The organism is Lactobacillus sp. UMNPBX16 (assembly GCF_002553775.1).
Classification (GTDB): domain Bacteria; phylum Bacillota; class Bacilli; order Lactobacillales; family Lactobacillaceae; genus Lactobacillus; species Lactobacillus crispatus.
In genome coordinates, this window is the sequence record NZ_PCYU01000027.1 from 51,309 (window position 1) to 73,809 (window position 22,501).

A 22,501-nucleotide genomic window follows, 5' to 3' on the forward strand; every position below is an offset into this window, starting at 1 on the left:
CTACTTCCATTTTAAGGCGAGATAATCTAACGCATTTTGTAAATTTACGTTACTCAAACGCATTTTGTCTATTTCAATTAAATTCTTAAGCATTGTCGCCGCCATTATTCTTTTAGCAGGATTACGCAAATCTTGCTCGGCCAATAATTTTAACTGAAGCAAGATGTAACCCTGCTCTGACACTAGCTTAGCATCAGCAGCTAGCTTGTGTGCACTGACAAGTGCTAAGCTGTTGTGTTCCAGCATTTCTTGATAAAAATATTTAATTGCCTGATTCCATTTATCAAGATTACCCAGTTCCTCAATCTCTGCTTTTGAAAAACCATTCTCCAGTAAGACTGCAGTCCTACCACTAGCCCTCTCACCATTGTCAAAATTAATGATCTGGGTCCGTGAACGCACCGTTGGTAAAATCTGATCACTATTGTTAGTAATCAAAATCGTAACTACTGGCGCTACTGGTTCTTCTAGTAAGTTTAATAAGCCGTTTGCTGCAGCTAAAGTTAACTTTTGTGCTTCATTAATAAAGAAGAAACGGCGAGTACTTTCAACTGGGCTTTTGGCTAATTCTTCTTTTAAGGGACGAATTTGATCAATCCCTAGAGTCTGTTTTCCATCAGGCGCTACTAGCAATACATCTGGGTGGTTACCTGACAAAATTTGCCGACAATTTTGACAGCTGCCATCCGGCTTATTTTCACCAGTACAATTAAACAAACAAGCTAGCCAGTATGCAGTATTCAATGCCCGTGCCTCATCGCTATCAACAAAAAGATAACTATGAGCTAACTTTTTTTGGTCATATGCTCTTTTTAAAAATTGGGTTTGCTTTTTCCCAACATTACTAAGATCAATCATCAGAAGCGTTTAAACTCATCAACTGGAACAACAAAACAAGTTGCACCACCGACTGTCACTTTCAAAGGCTGTGTAATTTCATACCCAGTTGAAACCATATGTGGTGTTGCAATTTCCTCTCTTGCTCGGGACTGTTCCTTAATAATCTTTAATACATCGTCTACTTTATCGTCATCACAACCTACTAAAAAGGTAGTATTTCCTTGACTTAAAAAACCACCTGAAGTTGCTAACTTAGTAGCACGAAAATCATTTTGAACAAAGGCCCGTTGTAAATCATTAGAGTCTTCTTTTTGCACAATTGCAATTACTAACTTCATCTAAATCAATCCTTAAAATAACTCTGGCATTCTTTGCTTTAATGTTGCAATAACTTGAGCAACTACCTGATCAATTGGCTGCGTAGCATCAACAGTTACGAAGCGTTCAGGATACGTCTCTTTTACCTTGAGAAAACCGGCATAAACCTTTTTATGAAAGGCAAGATTCTCTTGTTCCAAACGATCTTCCTGACCCGGACGCAGCTTTTCAATTCGTTTTAACCCTACTTCAGGATCAAGATCTAAGAAAAAAGTAAGATCAGGATCTAATTTATCCGTTGCAAAATCATTAATTTGCTTAACTTCCTGAATTCCTAAATCACGTCCCGCTCCTTGATAAGCTAAAGAACTATCGACATAGCGATCTGAAAATACGACTTTGCCTTCCTTTAAAGCTGGACGAATAATCTCTTCCACATGCTGACTACGTGATGCAGCATATAAAAGCGCTTCGGTCTTATTGTCCATCTTGTCGTTAGCAGGATCTAAAATAATGTCGCGAATTTTTTCTGCAATTTTTGAACCGCCTGGTTCACGCGTCACAAGATATTGTGTCTTAAGCTCTGAACCAATTTGGTTCAATACTTCTTTTAAAACTGTACTTTTCCCGGCGCCATCAGGGCCTTCAAAACTAACAAAATAACCTCTCATAAAATCCTCCATATGTCTATTCTACAGAAGTTTCATAGAGATTAACAGTCCTACTATTTTTTATTTATTCAAAATAAAAAAAGACCAATATTCGGTCTTTTTCTACTGGGTAATAGCATTAGTAATACCACTAAATCTTGTGCCTCGATGACGAGCTTCATTATACAAAAAAGTATACTTTGCCTTTAAGATTCGATTTTGCACATAATTATCTTCGGATAAATCTAAAGTTGTTTGATCGAGATCTTGCTCTAATGCAATTTGATTTTGTAGCTTTTCAATCTCGGCTACCAACTTTTGATCACCCATTGCTTTGATCTTTGCTTGCTTTTTATTAGCCATTATAATGCCGTTCTTCCTTGCACTGCGCGCTTTAAAGTAATGGAATTAGCATATTCAATGTCACTACCAACTGACAAACCAGCGGCCAATCTGGTTACCTTAATACCAGCTGGCTTAATTAATTTGCTGATATACATCGCAGTTGATTCGCCTTCTGGAGTTGAATTAAGCGCCAAAATCACTTCTTTAACAGCATCATTTTTTTGCAAACGCGTAATTAAAGACTTGATATTGATCTCTTCTGGTCCAATTCCATCCATTGGTGAAAGAACACCATGAAGCACGTGATAAAGTCCGTCATATTCGCCCATTTCCTCAAAAGCCATCAAATCCTTTGGTTGTTCAACTACCATAATAGTTGTTTGATCGCGATTAGGATTAGAGCAAATATCACAGACATCTTTTTCGGTAATATTGCCACAGATCGGACATTGATGAATGTCTTTTTTTACTTGAACTAAAGACTTAGCAAAATCATCGACATCCTGATCAGGCATATCCATCGTATAAAAAGCCAACCGAGTCGCCGTTTTTTCACCGATTCCAGGTAGCTTCATATAAGCATCAATTAAATGAGCAATTGGTAATGGATATTGCAATTACATCAAACCTTTCGTGTATTTACCTAAGCTTGCCTGAGTTGCCTCATCAATTTTGGCCAAGCCCTTGTTAACCGCATCAATTACCAAATCTTGTAACATATCTGGGTCGTCTGGATCAATTGCTTCCTTATCAATCTTGATGTCCTTCAACTTGCGGTCACCAGTAAAGGTAGCTACTACTAAATCATCGGCAGACTTACCAGTAAATTCTTGAGCAGTAATGTTTTCCTGCTCTTCTGCCATTTGTGCTTGCAACTTCTTAGCTTGCTTCATCATTTGTTGCATGTTCATGCCGCCCATGCCCATACCACCAAAATTAGGTCTTCTACTCATAATTTTTCTCCTTTATTATTCTATTATACTAATAATCTGCTTATCAAAATTGTCGTCTTTCTCTAGTTTAACTTGTTTATCATCAAAATTAAACTCAGCAGTATGCTTATGCGGTATCTTCACCTTATTAGTTACGCCCATTTTCATCCATTCATATTCTGAATCGATGTGCCCTATATCAATCATTTGATTATTAAGCTGAGCTATCAAATCAGCCACAATCACTTTTGCAGTAGGACTTAACATCAGTAAAATCAACCTATTAGCTGCATTTTTAATAATTTCATCTTCAATAACTTTTTTGCGACTATATGCATTAGTTGGCGGACAAATGAGTCTACTAATTGATCTAGCATTAGAAAACAAGTCATGCCTTCGCCTGAGCGACTATATTTACCTTCTACAATTAAAAGATCATGATCCTGCCAAAGCTGTTTCATTTTAGCAAAATAATCTTTAGCGTGACTTTTATCTACTAAATCAATATATGGCCGTGAAAAGAAAGTAGAAACGTATACATTGTATTGCAATTCAACTTCTCTTAACAAGTCATGATTATTCGGGAAGAAACTATTTCGATAAAAATTACGGCAATAATCATTATAGCGATCTAACTTTTCAAAAACATCAGATAATCCTACTAATAAACGGCGATTGCTGCCTTCTAACAGGAGCTCTTTTAGCGAACCAGCTAGAATTATGATCTTCTAGTAAGATCTGTAATGTTGTTTCTTTATTTAAAACTTTAATATTATAATCATTGCTCATAGTACTTTAGTCTTTAATATTGACTGCATCCCCAAAAAGATCCTTTGCCTTATTAATCACTTCTGGATCAACTTCTGGTTCATCTGACTTTTCTTCTTGAATCTCAATCTGTTGCTTTTTCTTAGCAAGTAGCTCATCCTTATGGCTTTCAACAAATTCTTTTCTAACTGCCAGCCAATCGTTATCTGGCACCAAAACAATGCCGTAAGAATGTTTAGCAAACTTTTCAATATAGTCCGTTAAGCGCCATAACAGATCATTATCTGCGCTCGCATTTTCAAACCATAAAGTATATTTGCATTTCATGACAACTTGTTCAGGACTAGCAGCCACTGGTTCTAATACATCAAGCAGTGCTTTTTCAGAGACAGCTAAAACAGATTGTAAATCAGGCCAGACATTCTTAATTGTCTCTAAATCGTTTCGAGTAGCATTTTCAAGAACATGATATACTTGTTTGCGATTTTCTGCCGTAGTTTTTTTGACTTTTCTAACCGGCTTTTTAGTTTGCTTCTCTTTTGGTTTAACAGCAGGGTTAGGAGCCACTTTAGGTACCGCAGTATCCAAGTGAAATACCTGATTTGTTGATAAACTTGGCTTATTGGATACTTCACTAAGTTTTTGTGTTAAATCAACGACTTGCTTCTTCAGCGCTGCTAGTTCAGCCTGCAAATCAGTATTACCTTGTGCAGGTTGAGCTGGTGTTGTCTTAGCTGGGGCAGCGCTTGTCTGCACTGGTGCAGTACTACTTGCTTCTACTAAGAACACTTCCAGTGGTATCTGTTGCTGATTAGTATAGCGTAAATCATTCAAGGCATTATTAGCCAAATTAATCAGTCGATAATAACTATCTGTAGAAACGCTCTTTATTTTTTCAATAAAGTCTTTTGTTAAAAAAGTTTCCTGTTTATTTTCATCGGTTTTGACGATTAATAAACTCTTAGTAGTTAGATCGATGATTTCATCTAAAATGTTTTTTGAACTAGCTCCTTTAGCCAACTCATCTTGTGTAAGCTGCAAGGCTTGACCTGCATCCTGATTTAACAAAGCTAAAAGAATTTTTTCAATATTTTCTCGATCTGCAAAGCCTGTAATCTGCAAAGCATCATCATAGTTGACGCTTTCCTTCTCGTAACTCAACAGTTGATCCAAAATGCTAAGAGCATCCCGCATCCCACCATCGGCTACTTGAGCAATGACTGCTAAAGCTTTATCTTCATATTTAATATTTTCTTGATCAAGAATGTATTTCATTCTCTTCTCAAGGTCTTCTTTGGAAATTCGCTTAAAATTATAGCGCTGCGTTCTAGAAATAATTGTCGCAGGCACTTTTTGCAATTCAGTCGTTGCTAAAATAAATACTACATGCTCTGGTGGCTCTTCTAATGTCTTCAGCAAAGCATTAAAAGCTCCCATCGACAACATATGAACTTCGTCGATGATATATACCTTGTATTTACCTTCCGTTGGAGCATATTTTACCTTATCGCGAATTTCACGAATTTCATCAACCCCATTATTTGAAGCGGCATCAATTTCCATGATATCTGGCATTGAACCTTGATCAGCTGCAATACAGTTAGCACACTCATTGCATGGTTCACCATCTTGCAAATTAGTACAATTCAATGCCTTAGCAAAAATCTTAGCACAAGATGTTTTACCAGTTCCGCGGGGTCCTGCGAAAAGAAACGCATGGGAAACCTTACCACGTTTAATCGCATTTTTTAAGGTATCGGTAATCGCTTCTTGACCAATCACACTGTCAAAAGTCCGCGGCCGCCACTTACGATATAGCGCTTGATAAGCCATAAATTCTCTTTCCTAAGTAAAAAAGCTCCTAGCTCTCGAAGAGCTAAGAGCTGTTAATATTCTAACAAAAAAGGCACATGCCTGAACAACCTTAGTGCTGCTACCTTCCGGTCCTGACACAATTCAGAGGTCAAACATTGCCCAACAACTATGTTAACGTATTTCAGTAAATATTACCAGCATCTTGTTTTAAAAATTACTGATTTTATACTTCTTTTTGAGCTAATTTAGCTGCTTTTTGTTTCTCACGAATCGCTCTGAAAAAATCTTTTAGCATTTGTGCACATTGATCACGATACAGTCCACGAATTGCATGCGGATGATGATTAAATTTTTCTACGCTAAATAAATCCACAACTGATCCACAAGCTCCGGCTTTTGGATCAAGTGCACCGAAATAAACGTCTTTTATTCTAGAATTAATAATTGCCCCTGCACACATCGGGCATGGTTCCAAAGTCACGAATAAGCTGCAGTCAATTAAGCGCCACATGCCTAACTTACTGCAAGCTTCTTTAATCGCAATCATTTCTGCATGTTGGGTAGCATCTTCATCAAGTTCACGCCTGTTATATCCAGTACCAACTACGCGGCCATCAGGATCAACAACAACTGCCCCTATCGGCACCTCTCCTTGCTTTTCAGCTTCTTTTGCCTGGTCAATGGCTAATTGCATGTATTTCCTTTTATCTTCGCCAGACAGCATTTTATCACTTCTCAATTCATCGTTTTTATTTATTGTATCAAAAAAGCAGCTATTTGCGACTAGCTGCTTACTTTTTACAATGGTTCAATGTTACGATTTCTAAAGTTGTGGTAGAAAAAGATTCCTGACAAGATCAAGTATAATGCAGCAATTCCAGCTGGAGCAGCAGTCTCGTTATCACCGGAAATCATACCTAACATAAACACACCAACAATTACAATCAATACTGCAACAATGTATTTCCAAGCCTTTTTCATAATAATTATCCTCTTCACATACTCTTGATATTTACAAGATTATTATACGAGGATAAATCCAGTTTTGAAAGCACTTTTATAAAGTCTAATGCTTATTTAATAGTACTTTCAAGCATTTTTTATTTAGTTATTTCTTAGTTGATTTTAAGATATAATAGCCTTTATCTCTTGTTAAAATTTCACAATTACCATATGTATTGGTCATCAGCTTACGCGCACTAGGTTCTCCCTGCTTTTTCTGAATAACTACTAATAAGATACCGCCATTAACCAAATGCTCATTTGCTCCCAGTAAAATCTCATTAACCACTTTTTTTCCTGCTCTAATAGGCGGATTTGTTAATATTAGACCAAACTTTTTATCATTATCCACATGTTCATAACAATCAGAGGAATAGATATTTACATTATCTATGTGATTAACTTGTGCATTCTGCTTTGCCAAGCTTAATCCGCGCTCATTTACATCAACCATATCTACAGTTTGATCAGGCCAAAACTTAGCCGCAAATAAACCAATCGGACCATAACCGGTACCAACATCCAAGATATTATCCTTAGGAAAAACAACATCTTTCATTGCCTTGATCAATACGCCTGAACCATAATCAACCCTCATTTTAGAAAAGACACCTGCGTCTGTTGTGAATTTCAAATCAATATTATCAACATGATAATCAACAACATGTTGATCATGCTTGGCAGTAGGATCAGTCGCAAAATACATTTGATTTTTTTCTTCACTCATTTTAACTAACCTTTCTTTTTCTCAAACCATTCTTTTATCTTATGCAGCTCCGTTGTATTCTGTACATCTTTCAATTCATTAATCTGTGCTTGCATCTTTTTGTTTTGATCAGCCAAATCCTTGTTTTGCTTTTCTAAATTATCAAGCTTTTTCAAAATTAATTGAATATTATCATGCGTTTTTAACGTATTTGCGCCATTCGTTCTCCTCATCAAATACGAAGTAATCGATGACGTTAACATACCAACTATTCCAATTCCTAAAAGCATCATTACTAATGTAACGAATTTTCCTACAATACTATGCGGTGGAATTGTTTTGCCAAAAATTGCATCATAACCGACAGTAGTAGCTGTTGAAATGACCCACCAAAAAGCAGTATCCAGCGTTACATGTTCAGTGATTGCGAATGCTTCCGCTCCTACCAACAAAAATGTAATTGTAAAAAAGATTACATAGAGTAGGCCATTAGTATGAAAAATATTACGTAATTTTCCCATCAAACCAGCTAATCGAATCAAACGCAAAAGCCGCAAATCTGATACCAGCCCAGATAAATTAAAAATATTTAAGCTGATAAACAATAACCCCATTGGAATAATACTCAGCAAGTCATAAATGTGAGTTTTGAAATATAGTTTCTTGTCTTCTGCTGCATGTAAGCCACGAAAATAATTAATTGCAAAATATACTACAATTGCACTATTGATCCAGAACCATTTACTAGTCGGTTCATCAATATTAATAACCGCAGCAAAATCTAAAATAATCAAAAAAATCGAAATAATAGCTAAAATGGCCATTACCCATTGATATGGCGTTAGTCTTCTTTCTATATCTTTCATCATAAATTTAATTATACAAAAAAATAAGCTCTTCACACATAGCAAAGAGCTTATTCATAGTTGCCCAGTTGGGCTGTAACTATTTAAGGGTTACAGTAGCACCAACTTCTTCAAGCTTAGCCTTGATGTCGTTAGCTTCGTCTTCTGAAACGCCTTCCTTAACGTTCTTAGGAGCACCATCAACAAGGTCCTTTGAGTCCTTAAGGCCAAGACCAGTAATGTCACGAACTGCCTTAATAACCTTAACCTTTTCTTGACCTGCTTCAGTCAATTCAACGTCGAATTCTGACTTAGCAGCACCTGCGTCTGCAGCACCTGCAGCAGCAACTGGAGCAGCAGCAGTAACGTCAAATTCGTCTTCAATAGCCTTTACAAGGTCGTTCAATTCAAGGATGGTAGCACCCTTCAATTCTTCAATAATCTTATCAGTATCTAAAGCCATTTAAGTATCCTCCGAAAAATTAGAATTTAGATATTAAATATAAATTTCTTTATTATTCAGCTGAGTCTTCATCCTTAGATTCAGCAACAGCCTTAACAGCATATGCGAAGTCGCGTACAGGAGCTTGTAATACAGAAACAAGCATTGAAAGCAAACCTTCGCGGCCTGGGATAGCAGCAAGTTCCTTGATTTCATCCTTAGAAGTCAACTTACCTTCAAGCATACCACCCTTAATTTCGATAACGTCAAAGTCATCTTCGTACTTAGAAACGATACGTGCAGGTTCAGTAACGTCATCAGCGTTATCAGTGTAGATAACAGCAGTTGGTCCAACAAAAGTATCATCAAGACCTTCGATACCAGCCTTAGCAGCAGCACGTCTTAAGTAGGTGTTCTTGATAACCTTCATCTTAACATCGTTATCACGAAGTTCCTTACGCATGTTAGTAACTTCTTCAACAGTCAAACCAAGGTAGTTAATTACCAAGATTGCCTTAGCAGCTTTAAGTTCTTCAGCAAATGCATCAACGAACTTTTCTTTTTCAGCAATAGCAGCTTTACTCAAATTATTTCACCTCCATGATCACATTGATAAATTCTATAAGGCCTTAAAAAAGCAAAAACTCCATGCCGAAAGACATGGAGCATAAAAATCTTCATCATCTTCTGGCCTCGGCGGGATTTTGAGGCGTCATGCCACCCGAGTCTTAGGTAGAATTTACAGTTAATTATTATAGCAAGCTTTGCTGTAAAATGCAAAAGATAATTTTATTTATTTTGGTTATTGATGATTTCATTAATTTTATCCACCATCTCGTCTACTTGATCATTGCCAAAAACAGTCTAGTTTGAGTAAGTATTGTTTTGATCTGCTGTATCCCCAAAAGACAAAATTGGAATATTACGTTCCTTAACTTGATCAATTATCTGATAAACTTTATCACCGTAGTTAATGTCCAAATAAGCATCTGCTGTCTTAATTAAGCGTTTCTGTTTTTCACCAATAATTGTTTGGTATAACGCCAATACAGTTTTTGAAATATTCATTAATTATACGCGTGGTGCTAGTTAAATCGTTTTAGTTAATAAAAGTTGTAAGTAATTTAAATAGAAAATAGTCTGATCTAATTGAACTATCTCAAGCTTAAGCGTTTTTCTCACCATTTACAAGTTAGTTTTAATCGGTTAAATGTGATTTGTCGCTCGCTGTATAAGCTTTATGCGCCTGATGGACTTAAACATCGTAAAAATGTTGATCAGACCAAGCTTCCTGATAGTTCTATCTTAGCGATGCTCATTTGGCAAACTGAAATTGGAATTGAATCTCAACGACGATTCTGTAAATTCTTCGTTGGCTTATCTCATTCTCGTTTTAACCGTCGAGCTCGAATGCTCTTGCCTCTAATTCGTTGTATCCGTCAGGCTTGGAATCAAGAAGTAAAGACAGCTGGAGAATTTTTGATTATTGATAGTTTCCCAGCCTGTTCGCAATTATCGTGTCAAGATCTTTCGGGGCGTAGCTGATATTGGTTATAAAGCAACCAAGAAAGTCTATTATTATGGCTTCAAGGTCCACGCAATAGTAAGCGATGATGGCAATTAGAAGAAGCATTGAAAGCGACTTTTCTTTGCTTAGTTATTACAACGCTGAGAATAATCGAGCAAGAAGTCCAGTAGGCTTTCAACAGCGGCTAGAAATAGCTATTTTAGCTTATAATATGGCATATTGTCTAGAACGATTTAACTAGCACCACGCGTATCAACTGTTTTTTATTACAAAAAAAGCACCGCTTTTTACGGTACTTTATTTAAATCGTTTCACTTTCAGTTGAATTAGATAGTTCTTCTAGTTCACCCGTAGTTTTATAAACGACCCAGCTAGCCAAGTTAACAATGTGGTCACCGATTCGTTCAAGTAAACGGGTAACTACAAAATAGCTTGATGAAGCCATTGCACGCGAAGGATCATCTTCAATTCCATCAACGATCAATTGACGAGCTCTTACATAGTCGTGGTCAATCATGCTATCACGACTAGCCACTTCACGTGCCATTTTTTCATCATCTTGCACGTAAGCAGTTAAAACTTGAATTAACATATGTCGCACATTATGTGTCATATTAGAAATAATTTCTTCAACTTCTGGAATACGAGGATTACCTTTTACTCTGATTGTTTCCAGAGCAATACTCATAGCATTTTCACCAATTCGCTCCAAGTCAGTAGTGGCCTTTAAAATACTGATAACAACTCTAAAATCAGTAGCTACCGGTTGCTGCAAGGCCATTAATTTTAAGGCTTGCTTTTGAATATTAATTGATTCTGTAGGAATCTTTTCTTCATCATCAACCATTGACTGCGCAGTCTTTTTATCATGATCAACAAAAGCACGGGTAGCATGGTCAATATCATCGTTGACGAGGACACCCATTTCCATAAATTGTGTATTTAATTTTTTCAGTTCATCCAAAAATATTTCGTGCATCTTTTTACCTCAAAATTTTAACCAAAACGACCGTTAAGATAATCACTTGTGATTTGTTTCTTAGGTGCAATAAACATTTCTTCAGTTGGACCAGCTTCAATCAAATCGCCATTCATCAAAAAGGCGGTCTGATCAGAAATTCGTCCTGCTTGCTGCAAATTGTGAGTCACCATAATAAAAGTATACTGATGCTTTAGTTCCATCAGTGTCTCTTCAATCTCACTACTTGAAATTGGGTCAAGCGCACTTGTGGGCTCATCTAATAAAACAACTTTAGGTCTAACAGCCAACGCACGAGCAATACAAATTCTTTGCTGCTGTCCTCCTGAAAATGCTTGAGCGTTTCTAGTTAAATTGTCCCTTGTTTCTTTCCAAATAGCAGCTTGCTTAAGACTCTCTTCTACCCGCTGATCAATTAGCTCTTTGTCTTTAACACCAGCAATTTTTAAGCCATAAGCCACATTGTCATATACGGAAAACGGGAATGGGGTTGGCTGTTGAAAAACCATGCCGACTTCTTTACGTAGACTGACCAAATCCATTTTAGAATTATAGATATCTTGGCCTTCAAACTTGATTTCACCTGTGATCTTAATGTTTTCGATGTCATCGTTCATTCGATTAAGACAGCGTAAAAAAGTAGATTTACCACAACCACTTGGACCGATCAAAGCTGTTAATTCTTTTTTCTTAAAATCAAGACTGATCCCGTGCAGTGCTTCATAATTGCCATAACTTAGATGTACATCTTTTGCTGAAATTATTGTTGTCATTTTATCCAAAACTTCCCTGAATATAGTTTTCAGTAATCTTACCCTTAGGATTAGTAAAGATCTCTGCCGTTGAATTATATTCAATTGCATGTCCTAAATGGAAGAATGCAGTATAATCACTAATTCTTGAGGCTTGCTGCATGTTGTGAGTTACCATAATCATAGTATACTTACTCCTCAACTGCTTAAGGGTATCTTCCAGTTTAGAAGTAGAAACAGGATCCAAAGCGCTGGCAGGTTCGTCCAGTAGTAAAATTTCTGGCTTAACAGCTAAAGCACGAGCAATGCATAAACGCTGTTGTTGACCACCCGACAATGCTAATGCACTTTTATCCAGCTTATCTTTAACTTCATCCCATAAAGCAGCCGCACGCAAACTTTCTTCTACAACTCGATCAAGTTCTGCCCGATCCTTATGTCCATCTGCCTTCAAAGCATAAACAATATTTTCTCTAATTGATTTAGGAAATGGATTAGGCCGCTGAAAAACCATGCCAATGTTTTTTCTTAATTCATAAACATTGATATTAGGCTTATTCACATCTAAACCATGAAACCAGATTTTTCCGTTAACAGTTGCTACTCGATCATTCATTCGATTTAATGAACGTAAAAATGTTGATTTACCTGAACCCGAAGCACCGATCAAAGCTGTAATCGTGTTCTTTTTAAATTGAAGACTGGCATCAAATAATTTTTGTACCTTACCGCCATAAAGAACACTTAAATCTTCAGTTGATAATTCCAAATCATCATTTGCAAAAGTTTTAATATAGCTAGGTTTTAAATCTTGCATTATTTCACCTACTTAGCTGCAGTTAACTTGCGGTACAATTTATTGCCTAAATAACGTGCACCTAAATTAAATACGATTACCACAATAACCAAGAGCGCTGAAGTAGCTGCTGAAACAATCGTGGCATCAGGAATAATTCCTTCAGTATTTACTTTCCAAATGTGGACCGCCAATGTTTCGGCTGGCCGCATTACATTAAGTGGACTAGTTGGACTAAATGGATTCCAGTCCGCATAATTGACTGTTGATCCACTTTGTCCCGCTGTATAGATCAAAGCAGCAGCTTCCCCGAAGATTCGGCCCGCACTCAAAATAATTCCAGTTAAAATTCCGGGAAGAGCAGCGGGTAAAACAATTCCGCGAATAGTTTTCCAATTAGATAATCCTAAAGCCAATCCTGCTTCACGTTGATCTTGTGGGACGCCCTTGATTGCTTCTTCAATATTGCTAGTTAAAATTGGCAAATTAAAGAAGGTCAAAGCTAAAGCACCAGAAATAATTGAAAAACCAAAGCCAAATTGAACTACAAACAATAAATAACCAAATAAGCCAACTACAATTGATGGTAATGAACTAAGAATTTGAATTGTAGTTCTAATCAAATTGGTCACCCAATTATCTTTAGCATATTCTGCTAGATAAATTGCTGCTCCTAAAGCAATTGGTAAGGAGATAATAGTAGTCAAAATTAACAAATAAATTGAATTGAAAAGTTGATCACGTACCCCACCACCAGCTTGGTATGATGAGGCTTCAGAACTCAAAAAGTGCCAGGACAAATGTGGAATACCTGTAATCAAGATATCACCTAGGATACCGGCCAAAATTAATACAACAATTCCTACCAAAATATAGATAATCGCCGTAGCTAATTTATCTTTCTTTTTTGCATCCATATTACTTTTGTCCCTTCTTTCCAATTAACTTAACTAGGAAATTAAATACCAAAGACATAATTAAAAGCAATAATGCTAATGACCATAATGCATTGTTTGGCAAAGTTCCCATGACCGTATTTCCCATTTGACTAGTTAATTGGCTAGTTAATGTTGCTGATGGACTGACCAAATTGTATGGCATCAAGACGGCATTACCGATAACCATTTGTACGGCTAAAGCTTCACCGAAGGCCCTTGCCATTCCGAAGATTACCGCCGTCAAAATTCTAGGCGTAGCAACTCGCAAAACAACATGATAAATAGTCTGCCAATGCGTAGAACCTAAGGCCATTGAAGCTTTTCTAAAATGACTTGGTACAGCCTTTAAACTATCAACCGTTAATGATGTGATTGTTGGTAAAACCATAACGAACAACACCAACGTAGCTGCTAAAATACCAAAACCTGTTCCACCAAATAGTTTTCTGATCACAGGCACGATGATAGTTAATCCCAAGAAACCATAAACTACAGACGGAATTCCAACTAATAATTCAGTCACTGACTGTAAGAAATTGGCACCCTTTTTAGATGAATATTCAGTCATATAAAGAGCTATTGCAATTGCAAACGGGGTGGCTACCAATGCTGCTAAAAGAGTTACTAAGAACGAAGTAACGATCATTACCGCAGCACCAACATGATTCTTGCCCTCACCCGGGTCCCAATCAGTTGAAGTCAAAAAGTGAAAGACATTAACATGATCGCTGACAAAAGTAGCCAAGCCGTGATAGCCGACAAAGCCGATAATTGAGACAACTAAGACAATAATCAAAACAATTGCCAAGTAAGTTAAACCCTTGCCCCAATATTCTTGATGAGTCTCTTTAGATGGCTTGGTTAATTTATCAATATCAACACTAGTCGGACCCATCTTTTTTAATTTAACGTGTGGAACGTGTTGACTAGCAATTGCTTGATCAACAACTTCCTTTAATTTATCCTTCTTATCCATGAACTATTTTCCTATTTGTGTAACTTGATTCTTGCTATTACGAGTTACTTTCATTTCATTGATACTGAGGTACCCAATCTTAGGTACAAGATCTTTTTGTACTTTTTCACCTAACATATAATTAATAAACGCTTTAGTTTGTTTGTTGGGCTTACCCTTAGTGTACATGTGCTCATAACACCAAATCTTCCACTTATTAGTAGTAATATTTTTGTTAGTTGGCTTTACCCCATTAATACTCAACTTTTGAATATTGGTATCATGAGCATAAGGAAAGGACAAGTAACTAATCGTACCCGGCGTTGAATTAACAATCTTTTTAACGGCACCGTTAGAGTCCTGTTCTTGCGACTTAACTGGTTTTGTTCCTTGTAAAATTATATCTTCGAAAGCAGATCTAGTACCACTTCCCTTAGAACGATTGATCACAGTTATGGCTTCATTTTTGCCACCTAGTTGCTTCCAATTCGTTAATTTACCAGTGAAGATCTGTTTCAATTGCTTTTGCGAAACATTTTTCACACCTACACCCTTATTAACAATTGGAACAATACCAACTACTGCAATTTTATAATCACGAAGTTTCTTGGCATCAATTCCCTTTTGTGTTTCGGCAAAAACATCAGAGGTTCCAATCTGGACTGCACCAGCTTGAACCTGGCTCAATCCTGTACCTGATCCTCCACCCTGCACGACAATGTTGCTGTCTTGATGACTTAAGCGATAATCATTACCTGCTTGTTCTGCTAAAAGCTGCATTGCACTTGAACCAACAATAGTGATTTTAGAACCATTATTAGCACAGCCCGTAACAAAAGCTAGCATTAGCACCAACATAATGACTAGTTTTCCAATAGAATGCTTTTTCATGACATTATCCTTAATATATAGATTTGTAAGTTCAATTTATGATACCATGTTCGAAAATAATAGGTCAATGAATAGAAAAAAGCCTCGCAATAGCGAGGCTTTTAATAGTCTATTTTAAATTAGTCCAAGTTTAATGGATCAAGCTTGATCCCTGGGCCAAAGGTTGCTGAAACAGCAACACTCTTAATGTATTGACCCTTAGCTGAAGCTGGACGAGCACGTAAGATAACGTCGCGTAATGCGTCAAAGTTTTCAACTAATTGGTCTTCAGTGAATGATACCTTACCAATAGGAGTGTGAATAGCTGCTTGGCGGTCAACACGGTATTCAACTTGACCAGCCTTAACATTCTTAACAGCCTTTTCGATATCCATAGTAACAGTACCAGTCTTAGGGTTAGGCATTAAGCCCTTAGGTCCAAGAATACGACCTAAACGACCTACCTTAGCCATCATCATTGGAGTAGCTACTACAACGTCAAAGTCTAACCAGCCGCCTTGGATCTTTTCTACCAAGTCATCTGAGCCAACAAAGTCAGCACCTGCAGCCTTAGCTTGATCAGCTTGTGGGCCTTCAGCAAATACTACAACGGTTTGGGTCTTACCGGTACCATTTGGTAAAACGATAGAACCACGAATTTGTTGGTCAGCTTGCTTAGGATCTACGCTTAAGTTGTAAGCTACATCAACAGTAGCATCAAAGTTTGCGTATGAAGTTTCCTTAACAAGTTTCATAGCTTCTGCTACTGAGTATAATTTATTTGAGTCTACCTTCTTGGCAGCATCTAAATATTTCTTACCATGCTTTGGCATGTGATTTCCTCCTTGTATATGTGGTCAAACGAGCTTCTCTTAACTCTCCCACCTAATTTGTTACCTAAATAACAGGATTAGTCTTCGACTTCAATACCCATACTTCTAGCGGTACCTTCAACCATGCGCATGGCAGCTTCAATATCAGCAGCGTTAAGGTCTTTCATCTTAGTCTCGGCAATTTCCTTAACTTGGTCCTTGGTTACCTTACCAACCTTCTTGGTATTAGGTTCACCAGAAGCCTTTTGGATCTTAGCAGCTTGCTTTAAAAGAACTGGTGCTGGTGGAGTCTTAGTAATGAATTCGAATGAACGATCTTCATATACAGTAATAACTACAGGGATAATCATGCCCTTTTGGTCAGCGGTTCTAGCATTGAAGTCCTTAGTAAAACCAACAATGTTAATACCAGCTTGACCCAATGCAGGACCAACTGGAGGTGCTGGGGTAGCAGCGCCAGCTGGGATTTGTAACTTAACTACGTTAATAACTTTCTTTGCCACGGTCAAAACCTCCTTGATTCCGTGATGCGGTTAAAATGGAGAATTTTCCTTTTTTCTCCTCCCACAATAATAAACGTACCGTATTAGAATAACATCGTTTGGGTACAATTACAACTAAAAATTCTAAATATTATTCGTTTTCGTCAAGCTTCTTAACTTGATCATAATCAAGTTCAGCAGTAGTCGCACGACCAAACATGTCAACTGATACGTATAATTTGTACTTATCTGGTTGAATATCAGTAATCTTACCTACCATGCCATTAAATGCACCTTCAGTAATAGTTACTGATTCGCCAATATCAAAGTTAGCTACTGGTTTCTTAGCAGGTTGACCTTGATTCTTAAGCAAACGCGTTACTTCTTCATCAAGAAGTGGTGATGGCTTAGAGCCACCACCGTGTGAGCCAACGAACCCAGTTACATTAGGTGTGTTTCTAACGATGAACCAACTTTCATCAGTCATTACCATTTCAACTAAAACATATCCTGGGAAAATCTTTTCTTCAATTTCTTGTTTCTTGCCGCGAACGGTTTCTACTTTTTCTTCTTCTGGAACCATTACACGGAAAATGTAGTCTTGCATCCCCATGCTTTGTGCACGTGACAACAAGTCTGACTTAACCTTGTCTTCATAGCCTGAATAAGTATGCAAAACGTACCATTTCTTTTGTGCTGTTTCGACCATATTTTTCTCCTTAAATTTTAGGTAAACAAAAAAACCTCCCACAGAGGTTTTCTTTTAGCTGTCAATATTATAGCATGAATCGCTGATAATTTCTAATTCTGCTAGCAATTACATTAATCTTTGAGTCAACCAAGTGAAGAGCCAGTCAAGTGCACCTAAATATGCCGCAAATAAAATTGAACTAGTAATAACAGTTGCTGTATCACGTCTATTTTGCTTTGCGGATGGCCATTTAACCAATTTCATTTCATGACCAACACTCTTAAAAAACTTAATCATTAGCTTTATTTACCTCGTTTCCTTATGCAATGTCTTCTTACCGCAATGTTTGCAAAACTTTTGAAGTTCAAGTCGCTGAGTGCGATTCTTACTTGCGGTGATTGAGTAGTTGCGTGACCCACAAACACTGCAGGCTAAGGCTGCTTTTTTCACTGCCATAATCTCACTTCCAAACTTTTATAAAAACACATACTTACTCAGTATTTTATACTGTTGCCCCTTCCTACGTCAATAATCTGATTTACATTACTAAAAGTAATCGAGCTCAATTACAACTAAATATTTTTATTTTGATTTTTGCTTATCTATAATAAGTGTAACTACTTGTTAGAAAGGACATAATAATGAATAAACATCCTGAATATCTATTGAATAAAATTTCTGGTCCTGCTGATTTAAAAAAATTATCTCTTCCAGAAATGGAAAAGTTAGCCAGTGAAATTAGGACTCTAATCTTAGAAAAAGATGCCGCTGAAGGTGGTCACCTAGGTCCCGACTTAGGAATTGTTGAAGCTACAATTGCTTATCACTATGTTTTTAATGCACCAAAGGACAAGATTGTCTGGGATGTTTCCCACCAAACTTACCCGCACAAAATGTTAACTGGACGTGCACTCGCTTGGCTTGATCCAGACCACTATGAAGATGTAACTCCATATAGCAACCCTGATGAAAGCCCATATGACTATTACGCCGTCGGTCACACATCTACCTCAATTGCCTTAGCAACTGGGATGGCTAAAGCACGCGATTTAATGGGCAAACATGAAAACATCATGGCCTTAATTGGTGATGGTTCAATGACCGGTGGTCTTGCTTATGAAGGGCTAAACAACGCTGCAATTGAAAAGCATAACTTAGTTGTAGTGGTAAACGACAATCAAATGTCAATTGATGATAACGTCGGTGGCTTAGTTACTGCTTTAAAGAAACTGCGTGATTCTAATGGTGAAACCAAAGAAAATCCATTTACTGCAATGGGCTTTGATTACCGTTATGTCGCAGATGGTAATGATATCCAATCAATGATCGATGCTTTTAAAGCAGTTAAAAATGTTGATCACCCTATTTTGCTTCATATCAACACTCTCAAGGGCAAAGGTTATCAACCTGCAATCGACAACGAAGAAGCACACCACTGGGTAATGCCATTCGATTTAAAGACTGACAAGACGACAGTAGCAATGCCTGAAGGTCCGACCGCTAGCTCTATTGCACTCGATGTTCTTGAAGATCACATCAATAATGGTGAAAAGATCATGGCTATCAATGCCGCAATTCCCGGCGTTTTCGGCTTAGACAGAATTAAAAACAAATATCCTGAAAACTACCATGATGTAGGAATTGCTGAACAAGAATCCGTTGCCTTCGCTGCCGGAATGGCTAAGGAAGGTGCAACTCCAGTTTTATTTGAAAATTCAACCTTCTTGCAACGTGCATTTGATCAATTATCACACGATGTTGCCGCTAATAATTTACCAGTTGTAATGATGGTTGCTGGTGGTGGCATTTCTGGCACAAGTAAGACTCACCTAGGTGTGTTTGATCAAGTAATGATTTCTAACTTGCCTAACTGGATCTACCTTGCTCCAACTAACTTAGCCGAAGAAAAGGCAATGATGGAATGGGCTATTAAGCAAAAGAAGCACCCTGTAGCAATTAAGATGCCTACCAAAGATGTTCCTGAAGGTAAAGAAATTACTGCTGTTGACTATTCAGAAATCAAGTACGACATTAAACCAGGTAAAGATGTTGCTGTTTTAGCGTTAGGTGATATGTACGATATGCTAGGTAAAAAGGTGGCTGAAAAGACAGGTGCTAGCTTAGTAAATCCAGTTTCTGCTAATATTTTAGACACTGCCGCTTTAGACAAATTGACTCAAGAAAACAAAGTTATTGTTACTATTGAAGACAATATTTTGGACGGCGGTTTTGGTGAAAAAGTAGCTTCCTACCTTGGCGACAAGGATATTAAAGTACTCAACTACGGCCAAAAACGTGTCTATACTGATCAAGTACCTTTGAAAGAAATTTTGAAAGACAATCGTATGACAGTTGATCAGATTGTTGAAGATATTGAAAATGCTTAATAGTTAATCAATCTATGAAAAAAAGACGCAATGCGTCTTTTTTGTTTTACTCAAATTTCTGTGGATGCTTATCTTGAAACTGAGCCAAATCTTCATAAGAGGCTTCAAGTTCATGCTCAATTTTTCGATAAACGAGAATCAATTCTTGATAAATCGCTACATTTTGGGGATTTGGAAAATAAACTTGGCTTTCGGCAGTACGCTTTTTAATCTTTTCCAGGTCTGGCTTATCTTCTAATGCAGTTTTAGCTAAAAACATAGCTGCTAGGGTACCACACTGCTCATTTTTAATTACAATCACTGGTAAGTTAAAAATGTCCGCGATTAATTGTCTAACAAAATCACTTTGCACAAAGCCACCAGTAACACGTAAAGCTTGAGGCTGTCCCACTTGATCAAGCAATCCTTGAGAGGCGCCAAGCAAGTTAAAAACAATTCCCTCCAAAACACTTCTAGCCATCTGCGGTTTAGTGTGATTTCGCGTCAAGCCAACAAAAGATCCACGTGCTTGAGCATTCCAAATTGGAGCTCGTTCACCACCAAGATAAGGATGAAACAACAATCCATTACTTCCAGCCGGAGCAGTTTGTGCCACATTTAAGACGTCCTCTGCCGTTTCATCTGGGCCAAAAATTGTTTTTCTGGCCCAATCGAACACAATTCCACCATTATTTACAGGGCCGCCAAGCAAATAATGTTTGGCGTCAACAGGGTAACAGAAAAAGCGATTCTTTTGATCAACAATTGCCTTCGGTGCAATTACTCTAACCGCACCAGAAGTGCCAACATTCAATGCAAAATCTTTCTCATCCAAAACGCCGACACCAATCGTTGACAAATACCCATCGCTTGCGCCCAAAACGATTTGAGTTTCATCATTTAAACCCAATTTAGCACGATATTCTGGAATAATTTTACCCACAGTAGATTGTTGATCAGCAATTGTCGGCAATTGAACTTGATCTAGCCCAATCTGAGCCAATATCTTTTCATCCCAGGTCAGCGTTTTTAAATTCATCATTCCACTGCCAGCAGCCATAGTTGTATCAGTTAATATTTTTCCAGTTAAGCGCCAAATAATATATTCTTTGATACTAATCCATTTTTTTACTTGTGCAAAAAGTGTTGGCTGTTCTTCTTTAAGCCACAGCAATTTATACACTGGCGCCATCGGATGTGGCGGCATCCCCGTTTGCTGATAAATCATTCTTGCCCAGCCCGACTTTTTTGCCCGCTGCACTACATCACTACTACGATTATCTGCCCAAGTAATGCTGTTTGTCAGTAACTCATTATTTTCACCTAAGCCAATTAAGCTGTGCATCTGACTAGACCAAGAAATTGCCAAAATTTTACCAGATGCTTTCTGACTTAATTGATAAATCATTTTCTGTACCGCGTCAAAAATAAGCTGTGGATCTTCTTCAGCCTGCCCCGCTTCTTCCTGAATCAATGGATAGGAAATTGCCAATTTAGCTACTTCACTTCCATCTTCGCCATACAACACACCTTTAGTCGCAGTAGTTCCTATGTCTATGCCAATTATATATTTCATCTTTAAAATTCTTTCTTAATTTTAGTATAAAAAAACAGCCACCGGAGAAGGTAGCTGTCTTAGTGGTCAAAACTATGCGTGACCACGGTGCGTAGAACATTGTTTTTTAGTCGGATTTACTTCTTAAGATTTTCGTTAACGAAGGCTTCGATTTTATCGTCTGAGTCTTTCAAAAATGGAAGCATATCTTCTTCCGTCTTCATGGTATCTCTACCATTCTTTTCCATAAAGTAGTCCCAAAGGGCATCTCTAACTGGCATATCTGAATCACTCCAGTCAAAAGCTTCCTTCATGTGACGGTCTAACAATGCAGTCTTAATAATTTCGTCTGCCATCTTAAATTACCTCCTAAAATATTCTACATTACTTATTATACCGCACTTTCTTTTGATCAGCTATCAAAAAAGCACTTTCCGCATTTTCTGTAAAGTTCGTGCTCGAGCTCTGACCAGCTTCATTGCTTCAATATTTAGATGATCAATCGCATACTCTGTACTTATCTCGCCAATTATGGTTAATAATGCAATTAATTCAACGTGTGACAAGCTATTAACAAAATTATTGTAAGTCTCATCAACTGGAATCGATAATTCAGAGCGGCATGGTTCATTCACGCTTCCTTGAATGTCCGCCTTTTCTAGCGGGATCGATTGACTATAGATTTGCCTGCGACGTGCCATATTGTAACGTACCAAGGTCCGTGCATGATTAAACAATTTAGTTTTATATAAACTACTAAATTTTCCCTTTTGAGGCGAGAAAACTAGTGCTGCTTCATAACAAACAATCATTGCCTCTTGATCCCAATCTTTGCGATCATAATGATGCAAATAGAATTGCTTCACGATTGAATTTACTAACGGCTCATATAAATGAAACAATTTTTCTAAAGCTTGGTCATCTCCTGCCCGTACTTTCTTAATCAGCTTCTCTTCATTAATCATTCAATTTATCCTCCACCTCAAAGAATACAGACTATCCCCTGAGTTTGAGAAGAAAACACATGTTTAATGGACAGAAATGAGCTTTATGTATCTAAAAAAGTAGACAAAACTCACACTTTTGTCTACTT

Annotated in this window: 29 protein-coding genes, 1 other RNA gene, 2 pseudogenes and 1 other annotated feature; of the genes and pseudogenes, 2 read left to right on the forward strand and 30 right to left on the reverse strand. The window is 37.4% G+C overall.

The genetic code is table 11. From position 1 onward, the window contains the following. The 16 genes and pseudogenes from CP367_RS06775 to CP367_RS06855 form a co-directional block, all read right to left on the reverse strand. On the reverse strand, positions 1-858 hold the full coding sequence (locus CP367_RS06775; RefSeq protein ID WP_013085853.1) for a DNA polymerase III subunit delta: 858 nt from the start codon (positions 856-858) through the stop codon (positions 1-3). After that, positions 858-1,178 (reverse strand): cyclic-di-AMP receptor, encoded by a 321-nt coding sequence (locus CP367_RS06780; RefSeq protein WP_005728615.1) that lies wholly within the window; start codon positions 1,176-1,178, stop codon positions 858-860. The genes CP367_RS06775 and CP367_RS06780 overlap by 1 nt, the downstream gene beginning before the upstream one ends. Before the next feature lie 12 nt (positions 1,179-1,190). After that, the gene (gene tmk, locus CP367_RS06785; protein WP_005728616.1) at positions 1,191-1,829 is read right to left on the reverse strand and encodes a dTMP kinase; all 639 of its coding nucleotides are present in this window, start codon (positions 1,827-1,829) and stop codon (positions 1,191-1,193) included. 102 nt (positions 1,830-1,931) lie between these two features. Further along, positions 1,932-2,171 (reverse strand): YaaL family protein, encoded by a 240-nt coding sequence (locus CP367_RS06790; RefSeq protein WP_005720594.1) that lies wholly within the window; start codon positions 2,169-2,171, stop codon positions 1,932-1,934. Then, the gene (recR, locus tag CP367_RS06795; protein ID WP_005728617.1) at positions 2,171-2,770 is read right to left on the reverse strand and encodes a recombination mediator RecR; all 600 of its coding nucleotides are present in this window, start codon (positions 2,768-2,770) and stop codon (positions 2,171-2,173) included. Before recR ends, CP367_RS06790 begins: the two co-directional genes overlap by 1 nt. Further along, a complete protein-coding gene (locus tag CP367_RS06800; RefSeq protein WP_005720596.1) occupies positions 2,771-3,106 on the reverse strand; it encodes a YbaB/EbfC family nucleoid-associated protein in 336 nt (111 codons plus the stop codon). A 15-nt stretch (positions 3,107-3,121) separates the two neighbouring features. Continuing rightward, positions 3,122-3,810: pseudogene (locus CP367_RS11195) on the reverse strand (GT-D fold domain-containing glycosyltransferase). Between the two features lie 70 nt (positions 3,811-3,880). Then, positions 3,881-5,686, reverse strand: coding sequence for a DNA polymerase III subunit gamma/tau (gene dnaX, locus CP367_RS06815; protein ID WP_089147829.1), 1,806 nt, complete (start codon positions 5,684-5,686; stop codon positions 3,881-3,883). A 56-nt stretch (positions 5,687-5,742) separates the two neighbouring features. Continuing rightward, positions 5,743-5,840, reverse strand: an RNA gene (gene ffs, locus CP367_RS06820) — signal recognition particle sRNA small type. Positions 5,841-5,891: 51 nt separating this feature from the next. Continuing rightward, positions 5,892-6,392 (reverse strand): tRNA adenosine(34) deaminase TadA, encoded by a 501-nt coding sequence (gene tadA / locus CP367_RS06825; RefSeq protein WP_005728621.1) that lies wholly within the window; start codon positions 6,390-6,392, stop codon positions 5,892-5,894. 74 nt (positions 6,393-6,466) lie between these two features. Continuing rightward, positions 6,467-6,649 carry a hypothetical protein gene (locus CP367_RS06830; protein ID WP_005720449.1) on the reverse strand — a complete coding sequence of 61 codons (183 nt, stop codon included), beginning with the start codon at positions 6,647-6,649 and terminating at the stop codon, positions 6,467-6,469. A 127-nt stretch (positions 6,650-6,776) separates the two neighbouring features. Then, entirely contained in the window at positions 6,777-7,397 is a 621-nt protein-coding gene (locus CP367_RS06835; RefSeq protein WP_005720447.1) for a class I SAM-dependent methyltransferase, read from the reverse strand. Between the two features lie 5 nt (positions 7,398-7,402). Next, entirely contained in the window at positions 7,403-8,245 is an 843-nt protein-coding gene (locus CP367_RS06840; protein WP_089147830.1) for an ion transporter, read from the reverse strand. Between the two features lie 76 nt (positions 8,246-8,321). Continuing rightward, complete coding sequence (gene rplL / locus CP367_RS06845; protein ID WP_005720445.1) at positions 8,322-8,684, reverse strand: 50S ribosomal protein L7/L12; 363 nt, start codon at positions 8,682-8,684, stop codon at positions 8,322-8,324. 52 nt (positions 8,685-8,736) lie between these two features. Next, on the reverse strand, positions 8,737-9,249 hold the full coding sequence (gene rplJ, locus CP367_RS06850) for a 50S ribosomal protein L10 (protein WP_005720444.1): 513 nt from the start codon (positions 9,247-9,249) through the stop codon (positions 8,737-8,739). A 43-nt stretch (positions 9,250-9,292) separates the two neighbouring features. Continuing rightward, positions 9,293-9,414, reverse strand: a sequence feature (ribosomal protein L10 leader region). Between the two features lie 113 nt (positions 9,415-9,527). Beyond that, complete coding sequence (locus CP367_RS06855) at positions 9,528-9,731, reverse strand: hypothetical protein (protein WP_227411405.1); 204 nt, start codon at positions 9,729-9,731, stop codon at positions 9,528-9,530. An 81-nt stretch (positions 9,732-9,812) separates the two neighbouring features. On the opposite strand from CP367_RS06855, the pseudogene CP367_RS06860 reads away from it, so the two are divergent. Beyond that, a pseudogene (locus tag CP367_RS06860) lies at positions 9,813-10,432 on the forward strand (IS982 family transposase). Between the two features lie 60 nt (positions 10,433-10,492). On the opposite strand, the gene phoU reads toward CP367_RS06860, so the two are convergent. From phoU to rpmG, 11 genes are all read right to left on the reverse strand, one after another. Continuing rightward, the gene (phoU, locus tag CP367_RS06865) at positions 10,493-11,170 is read right to left on the reverse strand and encodes a phosphate signaling complex protein PhoU (RefSeq protein WP_005720440.1); all 678 of its coding nucleotides are present in this window, start codon (positions 11,168-11,170) and stop codon (positions 10,493-10,495) included. Between the two features lie 17 nt (positions 11,171-11,187). Continuing rightward, the gene (gene pstB / locus CP367_RS06870; protein WP_065990043.1) at positions 11,188-11,943 is read right to left on the reverse strand and encodes a phosphate ABC transporter ATP-binding protein PstB; all 756 of its coding nucleotides are present in this window, start codon (positions 11,941-11,943) and stop codon (positions 11,188-11,190) included. A 1-nt stretch (position 11,944) separates the two neighbouring features. After that, positions 11,945-12,739, reverse strand: coding sequence for a phosphate ABC transporter ATP-binding protein PstB (gene pstB / locus CP367_RS06875; RefSeq protein ID WP_005720438.1), 795 nt, complete (start codon positions 12,737-12,739; stop codon positions 11,945-11,947). 8 nt (positions 12,740-12,747) lie between these two features. Next, the gene (gene pstA / locus CP367_RS06880; protein WP_013085844.1) at positions 12,748-13,635 is read right to left on the reverse strand and encodes a phosphate ABC transporter permease PstA; all 888 of its coding nucleotides are present in this window, start codon (positions 13,633-13,635) and stop codon (positions 12,748-12,750) included. Position 13,636: 1 nt separating this feature from the next. Beyond that, complete coding sequence (gene pstC / locus CP367_RS06885) at positions 13,637-14,632, reverse strand: phosphate ABC transporter permease subunit PstC (RefSeq protein WP_013085843.1); 996 nt, start codon at positions 14,630-14,632, stop codon at positions 13,637-13,639. A 3-nt stretch (positions 14,633-14,635) separates the two neighbouring features. Next, a complete protein-coding gene (locus CP367_RS06890) occupies positions 14,636-15,502 on the reverse strand; it encodes a phosphate ABC transporter substrate-binding protein (RefSeq protein WP_023488539.1) in 867 nt (288 codons plus the stop codon). A 119-nt stretch (positions 15,503-15,621) separates the two neighbouring features. Then, positions 15,622-16,314, reverse strand: coding sequence for a 50S ribosomal protein L1 (rplA, locus tag CP367_RS06895; protein ID WP_005720434.1), 693 nt, complete (start codon positions 16,312-16,314; stop codon positions 15,622-15,624). A gap of 77 nt (positions 16,315-16,391) precedes the next feature. Beyond that, complete coding sequence (rplK, locus tag CP367_RS06900; protein ID WP_004045505.1) at positions 16,392-16,817, reverse strand: 50S ribosomal protein L11; 426 nt, start codon at positions 16,815-16,817, stop codon at positions 16,392-16,394. A gap of 130 nt (positions 16,818-16,947) precedes the next feature. Then, positions 16,948-17,505 carry a transcription termination/antitermination protein NusG gene (gene nusG, locus CP367_RS06905; RefSeq protein WP_013085841.1) on the reverse strand — a complete coding sequence of 186 codons (558 nt, stop codon included), beginning with the start codon at positions 17,503-17,505 and terminating at the stop codon, positions 16,948-16,950. A 108-nt stretch (positions 17,506-17,613) separates the two neighbouring features. After that, positions 17,614-17,784 carry a preprotein translocase subunit SecE gene (gene secE, locus CP367_RS06910; RefSeq protein WP_005720429.1) on the reverse strand — a complete coding sequence of 57 codons (171 nt, stop codon included), beginning with the start codon at positions 17,782-17,784 and terminating at the stop codon, positions 17,614-17,616. A 9-nt stretch (positions 17,785-17,793) separates the two neighbouring features. Beyond that, positions 17,794-17,943, reverse strand: coding sequence for a 50S ribosomal protein L33 (gene rpmG / locus CP367_RS06915; RefSeq protein ID WP_005720427.1), 150 nt, complete (start codon positions 17,941-17,943; stop codon positions 17,794-17,796). Between the two features lie 185 nt (positions 17,944-18,128). Between rpmG and CP367_RS06920 the strand changes: the two genes are divergently transcribed. Further along, positions 18,129-19,874: a 1-deoxy-D-xylulose-5-phosphate synthase gene (locus tag CP367_RS06920; protein ID WP_089147633.1), complete on the forward strand. Its 1,746-nt coding sequence runs from the start codon at positions 18,129-18,131 to the stop codon at positions 19,872-19,874. A 46-nt stretch (positions 19,875-19,920) separates the two neighbouring features. On the opposite strand, the gene CP367_RS06925 is transcribed toward CP367_RS06920, so the two are convergent. The 3 genes from CP367_RS06925 to CP367_RS06935 form a co-directional block, all read right to left on the reverse strand. Next, complete coding sequence (locus tag CP367_RS06925; protein WP_089147632.1) at positions 19,921-21,429, reverse strand: gluconokinase; 1,509 nt, start codon at positions 21,427-21,429, stop codon at positions 19,921-19,923. A 116-nt stretch (positions 21,430-21,545) separates the two neighbouring features. Next, positions 21,546-21,764: a hypothetical protein gene (locus CP367_RS06930; RefSeq protein WP_005720420.1), complete on the reverse strand. Its 219-nt coding sequence runs from the start codon at positions 21,762-21,764 to the stop codon at positions 21,546-21,548. Between the two features lie 63 nt (positions 21,765-21,827). Then, the gene (locus CP367_RS06935) at positions 21,828-22,373 is read right to left on the reverse strand and encodes a DNA-directed RNA polymerase subunit sigma (protein WP_005720419.1); all 546 of its coding nucleotides are present in this window, start codon (positions 22,371-22,373) and stop codon (positions 21,828-21,830) included. Positions 22,374-22,501: the final 128 nt, after the last annotated feature.

Excerpts from the sequence above, each read along its gene's own strand:
- CP367_RS06890 (WP_023488539.1), bottom strand. The coding sequence starts at position 15,502 with ATGAAAAAGCATTCTATTGGAAAACTAGTCATTATGTTGGTGCTAATG.
- secE (WP_005720429.1), bottom strand. The coding sequence starts at position 17,784 with ATGATTAAGTTTTTTAAGAGTGTTGGTCATGAAATGAAATTGGTTAAA.
- CP367_RS06800 (WP_005720596.1), bottom strand. The coding sequence starts at position 3,106 with ATGAGTAGAAGACCTAATTTTGGTGGTATGGGCATGGGCGGCATGAAC.
- tmk (WP_005728616.1), bottom strand. The coding sequence starts at position 1,829 with ATGAGAGGTTATTTTGTTAGTTTTGAAGGCCCTGATGGCGCCGGGAAA.
- pstB (WP_065990043.1), bottom strand. The coding sequence starts at position 11,943 with ATGACAACAATAATTTCAGCAAAAGATGTACATCTAAGTTATGGCAAT.
- CP367_RS06780 (WP_005728615.1), bottom strand. The coding sequence starts at position 1,178 with ATGAAGTTAGTAATTGCAATTGTGCAAAAAGAAGACTCTAATGATTTA.
- tadA (WP_005728621.1), bottom strand. The coding sequence starts at position 6,392 with ATGCTGTCTGGCGAAGATAAAAGGAAATACATGCAATTAGCCATTGAC.
- CP367_RS06930 (WP_005720420.1), bottom strand. The coding sequence starts at position 21,764 with ATGGCAGACGAAATTATTAAGACTGCATTGTTAGACCGTCACATGAAG.
- CP367_RS06775 (WP_013085853.1), bottom strand. The coding sequence starts at position 858 with ATGATTGATCTTAGTAATGTTGGGAAAAAGCAAACCCAATTTTTAAAA.
- CP367_RS06855 (WP_227411405.1), bottom strand. The coding sequence starts at position 9,731 with ATGAATATTTCAAAAACTGTATTGGCGTTATACCAAACAATTATTGGT.
- pstB (WP_005720438.1), bottom strand. The coding sequence starts at position 12,739 with ATGCAAGATTTAAAACCTAGCTATATTAAAACTTTTGCAAATGATGAT.
- phoU (WP_005720440.1), bottom strand. The coding sequence starts at position 11,170 with ATGCACGAAATATTTTTGGATGAACTGAAAAAATTAAATACACAATTT.
- rplL (WP_005720445.1), bottom strand. The coding sequence starts at position 8,684 with ATGGCTTTAGATACTGATAAGATTATTGAAGAATTGAAGGGTGCTACC.
- nusG (WP_013085841.1), bottom strand. The coding sequence starts at position 17,505 with ATGGTCGAAACAGCACAAAAGAAATGGTACGTTTTGCATACTTATTCA.
- dnaX (WP_089147829.1), bottom strand. The coding sequence starts at position 5,686 with ATGGCTTATCAAGCGCTATATCGTAAGTGGCGGCCGCGGACTTTTGAC.
- CP367_RS06830 (WP_005720449.1), bottom strand. The coding sequence starts at position 6,649 with ATGAAAAAGGCTTGGAAATACATTGTTGCAGTATTGATTGTAATTGTT.
- rplA (WP_005720434.1), bottom strand. The coding sequence starts at position 16,314 with ATGCCAAAGCATGGTAAGAAATATTTAGATGCTGCCAAGAAGGTAGAC.
- CP367_RS06835 (WP_005720447.1), bottom strand. The coding sequence starts at position 7,397 with ATGAGTGAAGAAAAAAATCAAATGTATTTTGCGACTGATCCTACTGCC.
- CP367_RS06925 (WP_089147632.1), bottom strand. The coding sequence starts at position 21,429 with ATGAAATATATAATTGGCATAGACATAGGAACTACTGCGACTAAAGGT.
- CP367_RS06920 (WP_089147633.1), top strand. The coding sequence starts at position 18,129 with ATGAATAAACATCCTGAATATCTATTGAATAAAATTTCTGGTCCTGCT.
- CP367_RS06935 (WP_005720419.1), bottom strand. The coding sequence starts at position 22,373 with ATGATTAATGAAGAGAAGCTGATTAAGAAAGTACGGGCAGGAGATGAC.
- rpmG (WP_005720427.1), bottom strand. The coding sequence starts at position 17,943 with ATGGCAGTGAAAAAAGCAGCCTTAGCCTGCAGTGTTTGTGGGTCACGC.
- pstC (WP_013085843.1), bottom strand. The coding sequence starts at position 14,632 with ATGGATAAGAAGGATAAATTAAAGGAAGTTGTTGATCAAGCAATTGCT.
- pstA (WP_013085844.1), bottom strand. The coding sequence starts at position 13,635 with ATGGATGCAAAAAAGAAAGATAAATTAGCTACGGCGATTATCTATATT.
- CP367_RS06790 (WP_005720594.1), bottom strand. The coding sequence starts at position 2,171 with ATGGCTAATAAAAAGCAAGCAAAGATCAAAGCAATGGGTGATCAAAAG.
- CP367_RS06840 (WP_089147830.1), bottom strand. The coding sequence starts at position 8,245 with ATGATGAAAGATATAGAAAGAAGACTAACGCCATATCAATGGGTAATG.